This window comes from Pseudarthrobacter phenanthrenivorans Sphe3 (assembly GCF_000189535.1).
Lineage (GTDB): Bacteria > Actinomycetota > Actinomycetes > Actinomycetales > Micrococcaceae > Arthrobacter > Arthrobacter phenanthrenivorans.
Genome location: NC_015145.1, coordinates 1,781,926 through 1,798,727 on the forward strand (window position 1 = coordinate 1,781,926; position 16,802 = coordinate 1,798,727).

Sequence of the window (16,802 nt, forward strand, 5' to 3'; positions counted from 1 at the left end):
ACTTGCCCGGCCACCGGCCGGGCTGCACACCCTTGAACGACCAACTGGAACAGGACGGGACTGATGGCTGAAGCACCCTCAGGAAACGCTGACAACAATGCCGCTGAAGCATTCCTGCAGGGCGGCTCCCTCAAGCACGCCCCGGGGCCGTACTTCGGCAGCTACGGCGGACGCTGGATGCCCGAATCCCTGATTGCCGCCCTGGACGAGCTGGAGGAGACCTTCAACAAGGCCAAGGATGATCCCGAGTTCCGGGCCCAGATTGCGGACCTGAACAAGAACTACTCAGGCAGGCCTTCATTGCTGACTGAAGCCAAGCGCTTCTCGCAGCACGCCGGGGGAGTCCGGATCTTCCTCAAGCGCGAGGACCTCAACCACACGGGGTCGCACAAGATCAACAACGTCCTGGGCCAGGCGCTGCTTGCCAAGCGCATGGGCAAGACCCGCGTCATCGCCGAGACCGGTGCCGGCCAGCACGGCGTTGCCAGCGCCACCGCAGCCGCTCTGATGGGCCTGGAATGCGTGGTGTACATGGGGGCCGAGGACTGCCGCCGGCAGGCGCTCAACGTTGCCCGGATGGAACTGCTGGGCGCCACCGTCATCCCGGTCACCAGCGGCTCGCAGACCCTCAAGGACGCCATCAACGACGCCCTGCGCGACTGGGTGGCCAACGTGGACAACACCCACTACCTCCTGGGCACGGCAGCAGGAGCCCACCCGTTCCCCGCCATGGTCCGGTACTTCCATGAGGTCATCGGCGAGGAAGCCCGCGCCCAGATCCTGGAGCAGGAAGGCCGCCTCCCGGATGCTGTCTGCGCCTGCATCGGCGGCGGCTCCAACGCCATCGGCATCTTCCACGGCTTCCTTGATGACCCGTCGGTGAAGATCTACGGGTTCGAAGCCGGCGGCGACGGCGTAGACACGGGACGCCATGCCGCCACCATCACCCTCGGCAAGCCGGGCGTCCTGCATGGTGCCCGCTCCTACCTCATGCAGGATGACGACGGCCAGACCATCGAGTCCCACTCGATCTCGGCCGGCCTGGACTACCCCGGCGTGGGGCCGGAGCACTCCTACTTGGCCGATATCGGCCGGGTGAGCTACGAGCCCATCACGGACAGCGAGGCCATGGAGTCCTTCCGCCTGCTGTGCCGCACCGAGGGAATCATTCCCGCCATTGAGTCCTCGCACGCCCTGGCCGGCGCGATCAAGGTGGGCCAGCGCATGGCCGCCGAAGCCGCTGAGGCCGGCGGTTCAGCCCAGGACAAGATCATCATCGTGAATCTTTCCGGGCGCGGTGACAAGGACGTTGCCACCGCAGCCGAATGGTTCAACCTGTTGGACAAGGATTCCGCTGAGTCGGAAATCGGCAAAGAGGGGGAGCAGCTGTGACCACTGCACAGACCACCAGCAAATCGGCGGCAGCCATCGACAAGGCCCGCGCCGAAGGCCGTGCCGCCCTGATCGGCTACCTTCCCGCGGGATACCCCAGCGTGGAGGACACCATCGCCGCGGGCATCGCACTGGCTGAGAACGGCGCCGACCTGATCGAGATCGGCATTCCCTACTCGGACCCCGTGATGGACGGGCAGGTCATCCAGGCCGCCACCACCGAGGCGCTGGCCAAGGGCTTCTCCGTCAGCCAGGTGTTCGACGTGGTCCGCGGCATCACCAGCAAGACCGACGCCGCCGTGCTGGTGATGACCTACTGGAACCCCGTGGTCCGGATGGGTGTGGACGAGTTCTCCCGCCGCCTGTCCGAAGCCGGGGGAGCAGGGCTCATCACCCCTGACCTCATCCCCGACGAGGCAGCCGAGTGGATGGAAGCCTCCGACAAATACGGGCTTGACCGGGTGTTCCTGGTGGCGCCGTCCTCCACGCCCGAACGCATGCAGCGCACCGTGGATGCGAGCCGCGGCTTTGTCTACGCCGTATCCATCATGGGCGTCACCGGTGCGCGGACCTCCGTCAGCACCGCGGCCAAGGACGTGGTGGCCGCCGCTCACGCGGCCGGCGCCGAGCGCGTCTGCGTGGGGTTGGGCGTTTCCAACGCCGACCAGGTCCGCGAAATCGCAGCGTACGCCGAAGGCGTGATCGTTGGCACCGCCCTGGTGGCGGCCATCCGCGACGGCGGCGTGGAAGCAGTCGCAGCCCTTACCAAGGACCTCAGCACCGGCCTGGCCAAGGAAGAAGCGTAGTTGATGCAGACCCTCCTCCAGTCAGCCATGCTGGTGCCGGCCTTGGTGCCGGCCAGCATCCCCAGCCCCGACTGGTCCGGCTTCGACATCCCCCTGCCGTGGGGGACACTGCGCATCCACGCCTACGCCCTGTGCATCCTGGCGGGCATCGTGGTGGGCCTCTGGCTGACCTCCGTCCGCTGGGCCAAGCGCGGAGCGCCTGAAGGCAGTGTCTGGGACATCGTTGTCTGGGCCATCCCGTTCGGCATCATCGGCGGCCGCCTGTACCACGTGGTCTCGTCCCCGGACGCCTACTTCGGCCCGGGCTTTGACGGCACCGGGGACCTCTCCCTGATCCCGCAGATCCAGCGCGGCGGCCTGGGCATCTGGGGTGCGGTTGTCCTGGGCGCGGTGGGGGCCTGGATCGGCTGCCGGCGCAGCGGGGTCAAGCTAAGCGCCTTCGTGGATGCCGCGGCGCCCGGGCTGCTGCTGGCCCAGGCCGTGGGCCGCTGGGGCAACTACTTCAACCAGGAGCTCTTCGGCGGGCCCACAACCCTGCCGTGGGGCCTGCAGATTGACGCCGACAACCCCAACTTTCCGGCCGGAACCCCGGCGGACACCCTGTTCCACCCCACGTTCCTGTACGAATCGCTGTGGAACCTGGCCGGCGTCGTCCTCCTGCTCGCCCTGGACCGGAAGTTCAACTTCCGCCGCAGCCGGCTGTTCTGGCTGTACGCCATGTACTACACGCTGGGCCGGGTTTGGATCGAGGCAATGCGGATCGACGATGCCGAACAGATCTCCCTGTTCGGCATCACCACGCGGCTGAACGTATGGACCAGCATCTTTGTGTTCCTGGCCGCCCTGACCGCGTTCATCCTGCTCGGTTTGAAGAAGCGGACGGAACCGGACAGCGTATATCTTCCAGGCCGCGAACCCGCCGAAATTGAGGGCGCGGCGGACTCCGGAACTGCCGGCAATGCGGTCCGTGATACGGACCCCGTTGTCTCAGATAGTGAGTCGCGTGATAATCTCCCTGATAACCAAAGCGGTTCCCGGCGTGCTCCCGTCCCCACGGAAGAGGCCGAGGCTGCGCCGGCGGGCCCCAAGCCCGGGCCGGACGCGACCGCTGCCGGAAGTTCCGGCAGCACGGCCACAGGAACCGCGCCGGAGGCCGGCACTACGAAGTAGCGCGCAGGCCAGGCAGGGCAGCAGAGCCACCGCTCGAAGCGCCCAATAACCACAGCGTCGTGGCAGCGGGGCCGCCCTGGAGAGCATATAGCTGCTGTCCGGTGTTGCCCGGGGCAGGGGCCTGCGTAACTGTTAGTTCAGCAGGCCATGCTGACCTACAATTTCCAGTAAGTAACACTTTGTTGTGCCCATGTGAGCGGCGCCCGACGAGTGGGGCCAACGGTGTCCCTTCCATACGCACGATCAGGAGGAAGGACGTCTCCCATGACCCAAACTCTTCACACTCCCAGCTGGTCTGAACCGGATCAGCCTGAGACTGCCATGTCGCCGTTCAAGCGCTTCGCGGCGCTGCCGGAGGCTGCGGGGCTCTACAACCCGGAGCAGGAGAAGGACGCCTGCGGTCTTGCGATCATCGCCACCCTCCGGGGTGAACCTGGCTACGACATCGTCGATGCCGCCCTCACCGCCCTCCGCAACCTTGAGCACCGCGGTGCCGTGGGCGCGGACGAGGGCACCGGCGACGGCGCGGGCCTCCTCATGCAGATCCCTGACGAGTTCTTCCGTGCGGTCACGGAGTTCGAACTTCCCGCTCCCGGCCAGTACGTGGCCGGCACCGCCTTCCTGCCTGCCGAGCAGCGCGAAGCCGACGCCGCCAAGGCAGGTATCGAGGGCCTCGCAGCTGACGAGGGCCTGAAGGTCCTCGGCTGGCGCGAAGTGCCGGTGGTCGCCGACCTCGTGGGCGCCATGGCCCGCGCCTGCATGCCTTACTTCTCCCAGCCCTTCCTGGCTTCCGCCACGGGCGAGGAACTGGACCGCAACGAGCTGGATTCCCGCGCCTGGCGGATCCGCAAGCGCGCCCAGAACAAGTTCGGTGTGTACTTCCCGTCGCTGTCCTCGCGGACCATCGTCTACAAGGGCATGCTCACCACCGCCCAGCTGGAACCGTTCTATCCGGACCTTTCGGACAAGCGCTTCAAGACCAAGCTGGCGATTGTCCACTCGCGCTTCTCCACCAACACCTTCCCGTCCTGGCCGCTAGCCCAGCCGTTCCGCACCATCGCCCACAACGGTGAAATCAACACCGTCAAGGGCAACCGGAACTGGATGCGCGCCCGCCAGTCCCAGCTGGCCAACCCGCTGCTGGGAGACACCCCGGAAGAGCTGTACCCCATCTGCACCCCCGGCGCCTCGGACTCCGCGTCCTTCGACGAGGTAGCCGAGCTGCTGTGGCTATCCGGCCGGCCCATCACGCACTCGATCATGATGATGATCCCGGAGGCATGGGAAAACCACGCCACCATGGATCCGGCCCGCCGCGCCTTCTACGAGTACCACTCCCTGCTGATGGAACCGTGGGACGGCCCTGCCGCCGTATCCTTCACTGACGGCAACCTGGTGGGGGCCACCCTGGACCGCAACGGGCTGCGTCCTGGCCGGTTCTGGATCACCGAGGACGGCCTGATCGTCTTCGCCTCCGAGGTGGGCGTGATCGACGTCGAGCCCTCCAAGGTGGTCAAGAAGGGCCGCGTGTCCCCGGGCAAGATGTTCCTGGTGGACACCGAGTCCGGGCGCATCATCGACGACGAAGAGGTTAAGGCCGAAGTCGCCGCCGCCAACCCGTGGGCGGAGTGGGTCAAGGACAACCTGATCGACCTCAACGACCTCCCCGAGCGCGAGCACGTGGTCCACACGGCTGCTTCCGTGAACATCCGCCAGCGCACCTTCGGCTACACCACCGAAGAGCTGAAGATCCTGCTCGGCCCGATGGCCCGCACCGGGGCCGAGCCGCTCGGTGCCATGGGCTCTGACACCCCGGTGGCTGTGCTGTCCAAGCGCCCCCGCCTGCTGTTCGACTACTTCGTGCAGTCCTTCGCGCAGGTGACCAACCCGCCGCTGGACGCCATCCGCGAAGAGCTGGTCACGTCGCTGACTTGTGCCATTGGTCCCAACGGCAACCTCCTGGACACCAAGCAGGTCCGCCAGCCGCAGGTCCAGCTGCCGTTCCCGGTGATCAACAACGACCAGCTGGCCAAGATTGCCAACATTGAGGACGCCGACGGGAACCGCGTGGCCATGAAGGTCCGCGGCCTCTACCGCCCCGAAGGCGGCGAGAACGCGCTGCGTGCCCGGCTCACCGAAATCTGCGAACAGGTTTCCGGCGCCATCAACCGCGGCGTGCAGTACATCGTGCTGTCAGACCGCGACTCCAACGCCCAGTGGGCGCCCATCCCGTCCCTGCTGCTGGTCAGCGCCGTGCACCACCACCTGCTGCGCAGCGCCAACCGCACCAAGACTGCCCTGGTGGTCGAGGCCGGCGACGTCCGCGAGACACATCATGTGGCAGTCCTGATCGGCTACGGCGCTTCGGCGGTCAACCCGTACCTGGCCATGGAATCGGTGGAGCAGCTGATTGCTGCCGGTGACGTCACCGGCGTCACCCCGCAGGACGGCGTGTACAACCTGATCAAGGGCCTGGGCAAGGGCGTCCTGAAGATCATGTCCAAGATGGGCATCTCCACTGTTGCCTCCTACACCGGCGCGCAGACCTTCGAGGCACTGGGCCTGGGCCAGGACCTGGTGGACGAATTCTTCGCCGGCACGCACTCCCAGCTGGGCGGCGTGGGCCTGGACGTCATCGCCGCCGAGGTTTCGGCGCGGCACCAGATGGCCTACCCCGAGGGCGGCATCGAGCAGCCGCACCGTCCCCTGCTGGGCGGCGGCGAGTACCAGTGGCGCCGCGACGGCGAGCCGCACCTGTTCAACCCTGAGACGGTCTTCCGGCTGCAGCACGCCACGCGTGAGCGCCGCTACGACATCTTCAAGGCCTACACCAAGGGCGTGGACGATCAGTCCAGCAACCTGATGACCCTGCGCGGTCTGCTCAAGTTCAAGAACGAGCGCCCGCCGGTTCCGCTGGAGGAAGTGGAGCCCGTCTCCAGCATCGTCAAGCGGTTCTCTACCGGTGCGATGAGCTACGGCTCCATCTCGCAGGAGGCCCACGAGACGCTGGCCATCGCCATGAACCAGCTGGGCGGCAAGTCCAACACCGGTGAAGGCGGCGAGGATGTGGACCGCCTGCTGGACCCGAAGCGCCGTTCTGCCGTCAAGCAGATCGCCTCGGGCCGTTTCGGCGTGACCAGCCTGTACCTGACCAACGCCGACGACATCCAGATCAAGATGGCGCAGGGCGCGAAGCCCGGCGAGGGCGGCCAGCTGATGGCGCAGAAGGTGTACCCGTGGGTTGCCCGTACGCGGCACTCGACCCCCGGCGTCGGACTTATTTCCCCGCCCCCGCACCACGACATCTATTCGATCGAGGACCTCGCGCAGCTCATCTATGATGCCAAGCGCGCCAACCCCTCGGCCCGGGTGCACGTCAAGCTCGTCTCCGAGGTGGGGATCGGCACAGTTGCCGCCGGCGTCACCAAGGCGAAGGCAGACGTCGTGCTTGTTTCCGGCCACGACGGCGGAACCGGCGCCTCGCCGCTGAATTCGCTGAAGCACGCCGGCGTCCCGTGGGAGCTCGGCCTGGCCGAGACCCAGCAGACGCTGATGCTCAACGGCCTGCGTGACCGCGTGGTGGTGCAGGTGGACGGCCAGCTCAAGACCGGCCGCGACGTTGTCATCGCCGCGCTGCTGGGCGGCGAGGAGTTCGGCTTCGCCACCGCTCCGCTGGTGGTGGAAGGCTGCATCATGATGCGCGTCTGCCACCTGGACACCTGCCCGGTGGGCGTCGCCACGCAGAACCCCGAACTGCGCGCACGCTTCAGCGGCAAGCCGGAGTTCGTGGTCAACTTCTTCGAGTTCCTTGCCGAGGAAGTCCGCGAGATCCTGGCCGAGCTGGGCTTCCGCAGCCTGGAAGAAGCGATCGGCCACGCTGAGGTCCTGGACGCCCGGGAAGCGATCGACCACTGGAAGGCCGACGGCCTGGACCTGGACCCGATCCTGCACGGACTGGAGTTTGACGACGACGCCCCGCTGCGGAACATGACCGGCCAGAACCACGAGCTGGACAAGCACTTCGACCAGCGGCTGATCACCATGGCCACCGAGGCACTGACGGACCGCAGCCCGGTGAAGATCGCCGTGGACGTGATCAACACCGACCGGTCGGTGGGCACAATGCTGGGCCATGTGGTCACCAAGACCTTCGGCACGGATGTACTGGCCACGGACACGATCGACGTCACCCTGAGCGGCACTGCCGGCCAGTCCCTGGGCGCCTTCCTGCCCGCAGGCATCACGCTGCGGCTGTACGGCGACTCGAACGACTACGTGGGCAAGGGACTCTCCGGGGGCCGCATCATCGTCCGCCCGGACCGGACCAACGTGTTCAAGGCGGAGACGAATGTCATCGCGGGCAACGTTATCGGCTACGGCGCCACCAGCGGCGAACTGTTCCTGCGCGGCCAGGTTGGCGAACGCTTCCTGGTCCGCAACTCAGGCGCCACCGCCGTCGTTGAAGGCATCGGCGACCACGGCTGTGAGTACATGACCGGCGGCCAGACGCTGATCATCGGCCGCACCGGCCGCAACTTCGGCGCCGGCATGTCCGGGGGCACCGCCTACGTCCTTGACCTTGACGCTGCCCGCGTCAACAAGGAAGCCCTGCAGTCCGGCGAACTCCAGCTCCGCGAGCTGGACGCCGAGGACCGCGACATCGTGCACGGCCTGCTGGTCAAGCACGTTGAAGAAACTGATTCCCAGCTGGCTGCGCGCCTCCTCGAGAACTTCGATGACACCGCTGCCCGCATTACCAAGGTGCTGCCGCGCGACTACGCGGCCGTGCTGCAGACCCGTCTCGACGCCATCGAAGAGGGCCTTGACCCCGACGGCGAAGAAGTATGGTCTCGAATCCTGGAGGTGACCGGTGGCTGATCCACGCGGATTTCTGAAAGTACGCCAGCGTGAAACCCAGCCGCGCCGTCCCGTTCCCGTCCGCATCATGGACTGGAAGGAAGTGTACGAGGCGCAGGAAAAGGGCACCCTGAAGGCGCAGGCCGGCCGCTGCATGGACTGCGGCATCCCGTTCTGCCACCAGGGCTGCCCGCTGGGCAACCTCATTCCCGAGTGGAACGACCTCATGTGGCGGGACAAGGGCGAGGAAGCAATCGAGCGCCTGCACGCCACGAACAACTTCCCGGAGTTCACGGGCCGCCTGTGCCCCGCGCCGTGCGAAGCGTCCTGCGTGCTGGGGATCAACCAGCCTGCAGTGACCATCAAGCAGGTGGAAGTTTCCATCATCGACGAAGCCTGGGACAACGGCTGGGTGGAACCCCTGCCGCCGGCACGCCTGACCGGCAAGACCGTTGCCGTCGTCGGCTCCGGCCCTGCTGGACTTGCGGTCGCGCAGCAGCTGACCCGCGTGGGCCACACCGTTGCCGTCTACGAGCGCGATGACAAGATCGGCGGCCTGCTGCGCTACGGCATCCCCGACTTCAAGATGGAGAAGGAACAGGTTGACCGCCGCATCGAGCAGATGAAGGCGGAAGGTACCCGCTTCCGCACCGGCGTTGCAGTGGGCACGGATGTGACCTGGGAGCAGCTGCGCAGGCGCTACGACGCCGTCGTGATCTGCACCGGGGCCACCGTTCCGCGCGACCTGCCCATCCCGGGCCGGGACCTGGACGGCGTCCACTTCGCCATGGATTACCTGGTCCCGGCGAACCGCGCTGTTGCCGGAGAGCAGATCGAGAACCAGATCAACGCGCAGGGCAAGCACGTCGTCATCCTTGGCGGCGGCGACACCGGCGCGGACTGCCTGGGAACCGCGCACCGCCACGGTGCTGCTTCGGTGACCACGCTGGCCATCGGCAAGCAGCCGCCGGCCGAGCGCGCCAGCCACCAGCCGTGGCCCACGTTCCCCACCCTCTTCGAAGTGGCCAGCGCCCACGAGGAAGGCGGTGAGCGCACGTACCTCGCCTCCACGGTTGAATTCGTCGGCGAGAACGGCAAGCTCACCGGCGTCAAGGTTGCGGAAACCGAATTCGTTGACGGCAAGCGCCTGCCGAAGGCCGGCACGGAGCGTATCATTCCCGCGGACCTGGTCTTCCTGTCCCTGGGCTTCACTGGCGCTGAACCGGCCGGCATCACCGAGCAGGTCAACGCCGAATTCGACGGACGCGGCAACGTCTCCCGGGACGGCTACTACATGACCAACACGGAGGGCGTCTTCGTTGCCGGCGACGCCGGCCGCGGCCAGTCCCTGATTGTGTGGGCGATCGCCGAGGGCCGCGCCGCCGCAGCAGCGGTGGACAAGTTCCTGATGGGAAGCACCATCCTCCCCGCTCCCGTGGCACCGACGGACCGCGCCATCGCCGTGCTCTAGGCATGCATCGAGGGTTCACCTCCACGACAACTTAACCAATGCAAGAGACCAATAGGGTAGGTATATGAGACGCGCAAAAATTGTGGCTACGTTCGGCCCGGCAATTGCCAGCTACGAAAACACCCTCGCGGTGCTGGAAGCCGGTGTTGACGTCGCCCGCATGAACATGAGCCACGGCGACTACTCCGTGCACGACAACACCTACGAGAACGTCCGCAAGGCGGCAGCGGACCTCGGCAAGGCCGTGGCCATCATGGCCGACCTGCAGGGGCCGAAGATCCGCCTGGGCCGCTTCGTTGACGGACCGCACGCCCTCGCTGTAGGCGACACGTTCACCATCACCACCGAGGACGTGCCCGGCACCAAGGAGATCTGCTCCACCACGCTGAAGAGCCTCACCGAGGATGTCAACGTGGGCGATGCCCTGCTGATCGACGACGGCAAGGTGGCCCTGCGCGCCATCGCTGTCGACGACGTGAAGGTTGTGGCCGAGGTGACCGTGGGCGGCATGGTGTCCAACAACAAGGGCATCAACCTGCCCGGCGTGGCCGTCAACGTGCCCGCGCTGAGCGAAAAGGACGAGGACGACCTCCGCTGGGCCATGCGCCGCGGTGTCGACCTGGTGGCACTGTCCTTCGTCCGGGATGCTTCGGACATTGTCCGCGTGCACGAGATCATGGACGAGGAAGGCCGCCGCGTGCCGGTCATCGCCAAGATCGAGAAGCCGCAGGCCGTGGAGCAGTTGCCGGAGATCATCGACGCGTTCGACGCCATCATGGTGGCCCGTGGCGACCTCGGCGTTGAGCTTCCGCTGGAGGAAGTGCCGATCGTCCAGAAGCGCGCCATCGAACTGGCCCGCCGCTGGGCCAAGCCGGTCATCGTGGCCACCCAGGTGCTGGAATCCATGATCGACAACCCGCGCCCCACCCGCGCCGAGGCCTCCGACTGCGCCAACGCTGTGCTGGACGGTGCGGACGCCGTCATGCTTTCCGGTGAGACCAGCGTGGGCAAGTACCCGATCGAAACCGTCAAGGTCATGGCCCGGATCATCGAATCCACCGAGGTCCACGGCCTGGAGCGGGTCCCCCCGCTGGGGACCAAGCCCAAGACCCGCGGCGGCGCCATCACCCGTGCCGCCGTCGAAATCGCCGACCAGCTGGACGCCAAGTACATCTGTGCTTTCACCCAGTCCGGCGACTCGGCCCGCCGCCTGTCCCGCCTGCGGCCCATCAAGCCGGTCTTCGCCTTCACTCCGGTGGAGCAGGTCTGGAACCAGCTGGCGCTGACCTGGGGGATCCAGCCGGTGCTGGTGCAGATGGTGGACCACACCGATGAGATGACCGCGCAGGTTGACCGCAGCCTGCTGGAGATGGACTTGGTGGATGACGGAGACCTGGTGGTTATTGCCGCCGGTTCGCCTCCCGGAAAGGCCGGCTCCACGAACTCGCTGAAGGTGCACAAGGTGGGCGACCTCGCCGACTCCACCCGTGTTGGTGACGCCACCAGCAACAAGGAAAAGCTCGGCCCCTGGCCGGAAAAGAAGAAGAAGGCCTAGGCTTTCTGACTCCCTGACGCAAAAGGACCCCCGCCGGTTGGCGGGGGTCCTTTTCGGTGTGCTTTGGTGGGGCTGGCGGGCGGCGCCGACTGGCAGGAACCCGGCAGGCCGCCGTCGTGCGTTGCCTGCCGGGCTGCTGCCGAGGTTAGTTGACCTGGTTGATGATGGTTTCGGCCACTTCGCGCATGCTCAGGCGGCGGTCCATGGAAGTTTTCTGGATCCAACGGAAGGCTTCAGGTTCCGTGAGGCCCATCTTGGTGGTCAGGAGGCTCTTGGCGCGTTCCACGAGCTTGCGGGTGGCGAACTGTTCCTGGAGGTCTGAGACTTCGCTTTCGAGTGCCTTGATTTCCTCGTGGCGGGAGAGGGCGATCTCCAGTGCCGGGATGAGGTCAGCGGGGGTGAAGGGCTTGACGACATAGGCCATGGCGCCGGCGTCACGGGCGCGCTCTACGAGTTCCTTCTGGCTGAACGCGGTCAGCAGGACAACGGGTGCAATGCGGGCTTTGACGATTTTCTCCGCGGCGGAAATGCCGTCCATGACGGGCATCTTGACATCCATCAGGACCAGGTCCGGCTTGAGTTCCTCGGCAAGCTGGACGGCCTTCTCGCCATTGTCTGCTTCGCCGATGACGTCGTAGCCTTCGCCGCGCAGGATTTCGATGATGTCGAGGCGGATGAGGGTTTCATCCTCGGCCACAATGACGCGGCGCGCCGGCTGGGACGTGGGTTTTGACTCCGTCTGTTCAGTCACGGGATCTCCTTGGAAAGGTACGGCGGGGACATCACTATCTTAGGTGCGCCCGGTCCTGTACTTGATCTGCATGGTCGGTTGCGGCGTCGGCGGCGCGATTCTGGAATTCAGCCTATCTGCATGTAGAGTAATTCCGCGTACGTGAAGCGATCGCGTTGCTCACAATCAGCTGTGGGCGTACGGGTTTCCTTCGTGTATTCCGCGCCCGAGTGGCGGAATTGGCAGACGCGCCGCACTCAAAATGCGGTATCGAAAGGTGTGTGGGTTCGAGTCCCACCTCGGGCACAGTGCTTCCGCAGGTCAGAGGGTTTTTTCTTACTGTTGACAAAGCTTGTGGTCGCGTCGCTCTGACGCTAGATGTGCGAGCTGTGGCCTGGTTGCCGCGGAGCCTATTCAGGTGTGTGGGGTGGCGGCTTAAAGACCTTGGCTAGGTGGGCCTTCCGCCTGCTGTGGGTGGGGTTATGCAGTTCCTCGCTCTGGTTCTTTCGGGTAGGCCGGGCGTGGCCTACACCTATTCATGGCTCGGGGCAGCGGGAACAGCATGACTTCGGTGATCTCGCTTAAGGGTGTGCCCCTTGGGAGGCGGTCCTAGGCGTGCCCGCGGGAGTCGCGCCCCGCGCTTTGTACTGCCAAATCACGTCCAGTGTTATTTAAGAAAGCAGGAATTACGCCTGCTGTAAGTCGCCCTGCTTGGTGCGCGGGAGAGGCAGCTGCAAGGCGAACTGTGTCCGTCCCGGTTGTGACGTTACTGTTACCCGTCCGCCATGGGCTTCAACGATGGATTGGACGATGGACAGGCCCAGTCCGCTGGTGCCTTCGGCCGCTGATGCGCCCGTCTGGTCTCCTGAGCCCTTTCGGGCCGCGTCTGCGCGGGCAAAACGTGAAAAGACGTGGTCCACGAACTCGGCAGGGATGCCGCCGCCGTCGTCCGTTACCGTCACCATCGCCGCACCCTCGGGCGAGCGGCTGACACTGGTCACCACTGTGGTGCCCGGCGGCGTGTGTTTGCGGGCGTTGGAGAGCAGGTTCATCAGCACTTGGCGCAGCTGCGAGGCGTCGCCGTCGACTACCACCGGCTCATCGGGCAGCTCAAGACGCCAGCTGTGTCCGGGGGCCATTACTTTCTCGTCGCTAACGCTCTCCACCACCAGCTGCGTGAGGTCTACTTCGCTGAGTTTCAGCGGTTGCCCTTCGTCCAGGCGGGCGAGCAGCAGCAGGTCTTCCACCAGCGCGGTCATGCGTTCGGACTGGCTCTGCACCCTTGCCAGAGACTTCTCGCCGTCCGGAGTGAAGTCCTCCGTCATCCTCATCAGCTCGGTGTAGCCGCGGATGGCGGTCAGCGGGGTCCGAAGCTCGTGCGATGCATCCGCCACGAACTGCCGCACCTTGGTTTCGCTCTTTTGCCGTGCCTGCAGTGCACTGGCTACGTTGTCCAGCATGAGGTTCAGCGCATGGCCAACGCTGCCCACTTCCGTTCCCGGATTGGAGTTCGACGGCGGCACGCGCACCGCCAGGGCTACCTCACCGGCATCCAGCGGCAGCCGGGAGACGCGGGTGGCCACTTCGGAGAGCTGTTCCAGGGGCTTCATGGTGCGCCGGATCAGGACGGTTCCCACGAAGCCAACCAGCAGCAGGCCGCCCAGGGAGACTAGCACGAAGGTCCACACCAGGGACGTGAGGGTGCTTTCCTTGCCGGCGAGGGGGAGCCCGGTTACCAGGACATCACCAAAATTGGTTTTCACCGCCACCAGCCGGTAGTTGCCGTTGGAGAGGGCGCGGTCGACCGGCTGCCCGTCACTGCTGAGCGCGAGCAGTGTTTCCTTGTCTTCGGTGGAAAGCGGGGACCGTGTGGTGTCCGGGGCAAGGAAACCGGCGCTGTTGACCTGGCCGTCCACAATGCGTGCGTTCAGGGTGCCCACGCTCTGCCCGCGCGCGTCCAGCGGGTCGCGTCCGTTGAAGCCACCCGCCGGGGGACGGCCGGGATCGTTCGAGCGTTCAGCGGCCTGGCTGAGCTGGTCATCGAGCTGGCGGGTGAGGAAGGCGTCCATGGACGCGTAGCTGACGACGCCCACGGCGCCGCAGATGGCGATCAGCAGGGTCATGGCCAGGAGGATCAGCCGGGTGCGGAGGTGCCAGGTGTCGGGTTTGAGCCAGCTCCGGCGATGGGGGTGTGGAACTTCGGGGGAGGCCATGGAGGCTACTCTGCCGGCTTGATGACGTACCCGGCGCCGCGCACGGTGTGGATCATGGGCGGGTGGACGGCGTCGATCTTCTTGCGCAGGTAGGAGATGTAGAGCTCCACGATATTGGCCTGGCCGCCGAAGTCGTAGTTCCACACCCGGTCCAGGATTTGTGCCTTGCTGATCACCCGCTTGGGGTTCTCCATCAGGTAGCGGAGGAGCTCGAACTGGGTGGCCGTGAGCTGGACGTCCTGACCCGCCCGAGTGACCTCCCGGGTGTCGACGTTGAGGACAAGGTCGCCGACCACCAGCTCGGCGGTGTCCATCGCGGCAACACCGGAACGCTGCACCAGGCGATGGAGCCTGAGCAGGACTTCTTCCATGCTGAAAGGCTTGGTGACGTAGTCGTCCCCGCCTGCGGCCAGTCCCACGATCCGGTCCTGGATGGCGTCCTTGGCGGTGAGGAACAATGCTGGCACCTCCGGGGCGAAGGCCCGGATCCTCCCCAACAGCTCAACGCCGTCGAACCCGGGAAGCATCACGTCCAGCACCAGCACATCAGGGCGGAAGTCTTTTGCAAGCTTCACCGCCTCCGGCCCGTCAGCCGCGACAGCGACGGACCAGCCGGCCATGCGCAGGCCCATGCTCATCAGCTCGGAAAGGCTTGGCTCGTCGTCGACCACCAGTGCACGGATAGGGGACCCGTCCGGGTGGGAGAGCTGAGGGAGGTTGTTGGTCATGGAGTGCGAAGTGGCCATGAAACAACTCTCCGATCGATCCTATAAGTCCGGCTATGGCGTTCCTGTGTTCAGGCTGTGAATAGCTTAGCCAGTTGGTGCCGCCGGGACGGACGGCCTGACAGGTCTGGGCAGCGCGCAGGAGGATTGTTGCTCCCGGCGGCGCCCTGCTGGACATGAACGACGGCGCCTCTATAGCCGGATCGGCCAAGGGAAGGTACGGCAGCGTCGTGCAAAAGGGTGCGCCTGAGGTTAGCGGCGCGGCCCACCGCCACCGCCGCCGGGGCCCTGGGCTGCGGTGTACTCGCCGGCCGTGACTGTGCCCTGCTTTGTGGCGCCGTCCAGGGACCCTTCGCCGATGCCCGCGCTCACGGTTGCGGTGCCGCCGGTGTAGATGGTGTATTCCTGTCCCTCGGTGATGGCGGCGGAGGAGAAGACCAGCGATGCGGTTGCCTTGGTGGTGACGAATGCCGCAACCACCGTGTCGGAGGAGTCGGCGACCTGGACCACGGTTCCCGCCGCGACTGATGATCCCAGTGTCACCTGGACACCTGACTGTGTGGAGGAGGTGCCGGGGGTGACCACCATGCCGGCGCTTCCTGCCGCCGCCAGGATTCCGCCGGTCACGGCGAGTTCTCCGTTGACGTCGAGGGCGCCGTTGCCGTTGCTGGTGGGGCCGTTGACGACGACGGTGCCGCCGGAGATGCTTGCGTTGCCGTTGGAGTCCAGGCCGTCGCCCTGGGAGTTGATGGTCAGCAGGCCGCCGCTGACGTCCACGGTGAAGTCACCAACGGCCATTTCACCGCCGCCCATCCCGCCTTGGGCGGAGGTGCCGGAGGAGCTGCTGCCGCCTGAGGCGTTCACGCCATCGTCGTTGGACGTGACGGTGGCGGTGCCACCCTGCATCACGATGTGCTGGGCTTCCAGGGCTTCTTCGGATTCCTCCACGGTGGTGGTGCCGGCTGCGATGGTGAGGGTGTTGAAGGCCTTGATGCCGTCGTCGCCGGCGCTGACGTTGAGGGTGCCGCCGTTGAGCAGGACCCAGCCGCGGCCCTCGTCTTCCTCGTTGTCAGACTTGAAACCGTCTCCGGCGGCGGACACCTGGTAGGCGCCGTCGAGCAGGACTGCGTAGTCCTTGCCCACGATGCCATCGTCCGCTGCGTCCACGGTCACGTTGCCGGCCGCCAGGACCAGGCCGTCCTTTGAGGAGATGCCGTCGTTGTAGTTGCCGTCAACGGCCAGGGAACCGGTGCCGGCGACGGTGAGGTCCGCCATGGAATACAGCGCGGCGTTCGGCGCGTCCGTTCCCTGGTCCGCGTACGTGGCGGCGTCGCTGAGGCTGTTGGAGGTCCCGTCCTCGAGGTAGAGGATGGCTTCGTTGGCGCTCTGCACTACAAATGGGGAGCCGGTGGTGCTGGTGATGTCCGCTCCGTCAAGGATGATGCGGACCACATCTTCTTCGCCGGCTGCCACCACGATCTGCCCGTCGGAGAGTGAGCCGCTGAGGCGGTAGGTGCCGGCCGCGGTGATCGTGACGGTGTCGCCGTCGACGACGTTTATGGAGTCTGACGGGCCGGTTGTCACGCTGCTGGCGCCATCGGCGAGGGTCAGGGCTACTTCGGCGGCGGCGTCCCAGGCGAGGTCGTCGGCGTCGTAGTGGGTGTCGGCGGCCAGAGTGTCCAAGGAGACGGCCTGCGTGGTGCCGGAGGTGGTGGCAGAGGAGGTGCCGGTGCCGCTGATGGCCGAGACGCCGGTGGGGGAGTTACTTGCTGCCGAGCAGCCGGCCAGGCCGATGGTGACGGCGAGGGCGGCGACGGAGAGGTGGGTGCGGAGGTTTTTCATGGTGGGTCCTTTGGGAAGTCTTGGGTGAGGCTTGAAGAGGG

General features: G+C 66.0%; 10 protein-coding genes and 1 tRNA gene. 7 read left to right on the forward strand and 4 right to left on the reverse strand.

What is annotated here, in order from left to right:
* The first annotated feature begins 63 nt into the window (after window positions 1-63).
* The 6 genes from trpB (at window position 64) to pyk (ending at window position 11,251) form a co-directional block, all read left to right on the forward strand.
* The gene (gene trpB / locus ASPHE3_RS08230) at window positions 64-1,392 is read left to right on the forward strand and encodes a tryptophan synthase subunit beta (protein ID WP_013600761.1); all 1,329 of its coding nucleotides are present in this window, start codon (window positions 64-66) and stop codon (window positions 1,390-1,392) included.
* On the forward strand, window positions 1,389-2,198 hold the full coding sequence (gene trpA / locus ASPHE3_RS08235) for a tryptophan synthase subunit alpha (RefSeq protein ID WP_013600762.1): 810 nt from the start codon (window positions 1,389-1,391) through the stop codon (window positions 2,196-2,198). The genes trpB and trpA overlap by 4 nt, the downstream gene beginning before the upstream one ends.
* A 3-nt stretch (window positions 2,199-2,201) precedes the next feature.
* Window positions 2,202-3,368 carry a prolipoprotein diacylglyceryl transferase gene (gene lgt / locus ASPHE3_RS08240; protein ID WP_013600763.1) on the forward strand — a complete coding sequence of 389 codons (1,167 nt, stop codon included), beginning with the start codon at window positions 2,202-2,204 and terminating at the stop codon, window positions 3,366-3,368.
* Between the two features lie 264 nt (window positions 3,369-3,632).
* On the forward strand, window positions 3,633-8,246 hold the full coding sequence (gltB, locus tag ASPHE3_RS08245; RefSeq protein WP_013600764.1) for a glutamate synthase large subunit: 4,614 nt from the start codon (window positions 3,633-3,635) through the stop codon (window positions 8,244-8,246).
* Entirely contained in the window at window positions 8,239-9,696 is a 1,458-nt protein-coding gene (locus tag ASPHE3_RS08250; RefSeq protein ID WP_013600765.1) for a glutamate synthase subunit beta, read from the forward strand. Before gltB ends, ASPHE3_RS08250 begins: the two co-directional genes overlap by 8 nt.
* A gap of 64 nt (window positions 9,697-9,760) precedes the next feature.
* A complete protein-coding gene (gene pyk / locus ASPHE3_RS08255) occupies window positions 9,761-11,251 on the forward strand; it encodes a pyruvate kinase (protein ID WP_013600766.1) in 1,491 nt (496 codons plus the stop codon).
* A gap of 145 nt (window positions 11,252-11,396) precedes the next feature.
* Here the strand turns inward: pyk and ASPHE3_RS08260 are convergent, their stop codons facing one another.
* Entirely contained in the window at window positions 11,397-12,002 is a 606-nt protein-coding gene (locus tag ASPHE3_RS08260; RefSeq protein ID WP_013600767.1) for an ANTAR domain-containing response regulator, read from the reverse strand.
* A gap of 203 nt (window positions 12,003-12,205) precedes the next feature.
* On the opposite strand from ASPHE3_RS08260, the gene ASPHE3_RS08265 reads away from it, so the two are divergent.
* A tRNA-Leu gene (locus ASPHE3_RS08265) sits at window positions 12,206-12,287 on the forward strand.
* 380 nt (window positions 12,288-12,667) lie between these two features.
* Here ASPHE3_RS08265 and ASPHE3_RS08270 read toward each other — a convergent pair.
* From ASPHE3_RS08270 to ASPHE3_RS08280, 3 genes are all read right to left on the reverse strand, one after another.
* Complete coding sequence (locus tag ASPHE3_RS08270; protein WP_013600768.1) at window positions 12,668-14,194, reverse strand: sensor histidine kinase; 1,527 nt, start codon at window positions 14,192-14,194, stop codon at window positions 12,668-12,670.
* A gap of 5 nt (window positions 14,195-14,199) precedes the next feature.
* Complete coding sequence (locus ASPHE3_RS08275; RefSeq protein WP_013600769.1) at window positions 14,200-14,940, reverse strand: response regulator transcription factor; 741 nt, start codon at window positions 14,938-14,940, stop codon at window positions 14,200-14,202.
* A gap of 231 nt (window positions 14,941-15,171) precedes the next feature.
* On the reverse strand, window positions 15,172-16,761 hold the full coding sequence (locus ASPHE3_RS08280) for a carbohydrate-binding domain-containing protein (protein ID WP_013600770.1): 1,590 nt from the start codon (window positions 16,759-16,761) through the stop codon (window positions 15,172-15,174).
* Between the last annotated feature and the right edge of the window lie 41 nt (window positions 16,762-16,802).

Bases quoted from the DNA above. Each gene is read 5' to 3' on its own strand.
- ASPHE3_RS08280 (WP_013600770.1), bottom strand. From the start codon at position 16,761: ATGAAAAACCTCCGCACCCACCTCTCCGTCGCCGCCCTCGCCGTCACC.
- lgt (WP_013600763.1), top strand. From the start codon at position 2,202: ATGCAGACCCTCCTCCAGTCAGCCATGCTGGTGCCGGCCTTGGTGCCG.
- gltB (WP_013600764.1), top strand. From the start codon at position 3,633: ATGACCCAAACTCTTCACACTCCCAGCTGGTCTGAACCGGATCAGCCT.
- trpB (WP_013600761.1), top strand. From the start codon at position 64: ATGGCTGAAGCACCCTCAGGAAACGCTGACAACAATGCCGCTGAAGCA.
- ASPHE3_RS08270 (WP_013600768.1), bottom strand. From the start codon at position 14,194: ATGGCCTCCCCCGAAGTTCCACACCCCCATCGCCGGAGCTGGCTCAAA.
- ASPHE3_RS08275 (WP_013600769.1), bottom strand. From the start codon at position 14,940: ATGGCCACTTCGCACTCCATGACCAACAACCTCCCTCAGCTCTCCCAC.
- pyk (WP_013600766.1), top strand. From the start codon at position 9,761: ATGAGACGCGCAAAAATTGTGGCTACGTTCGGCCCGGCAATTGCCAGC.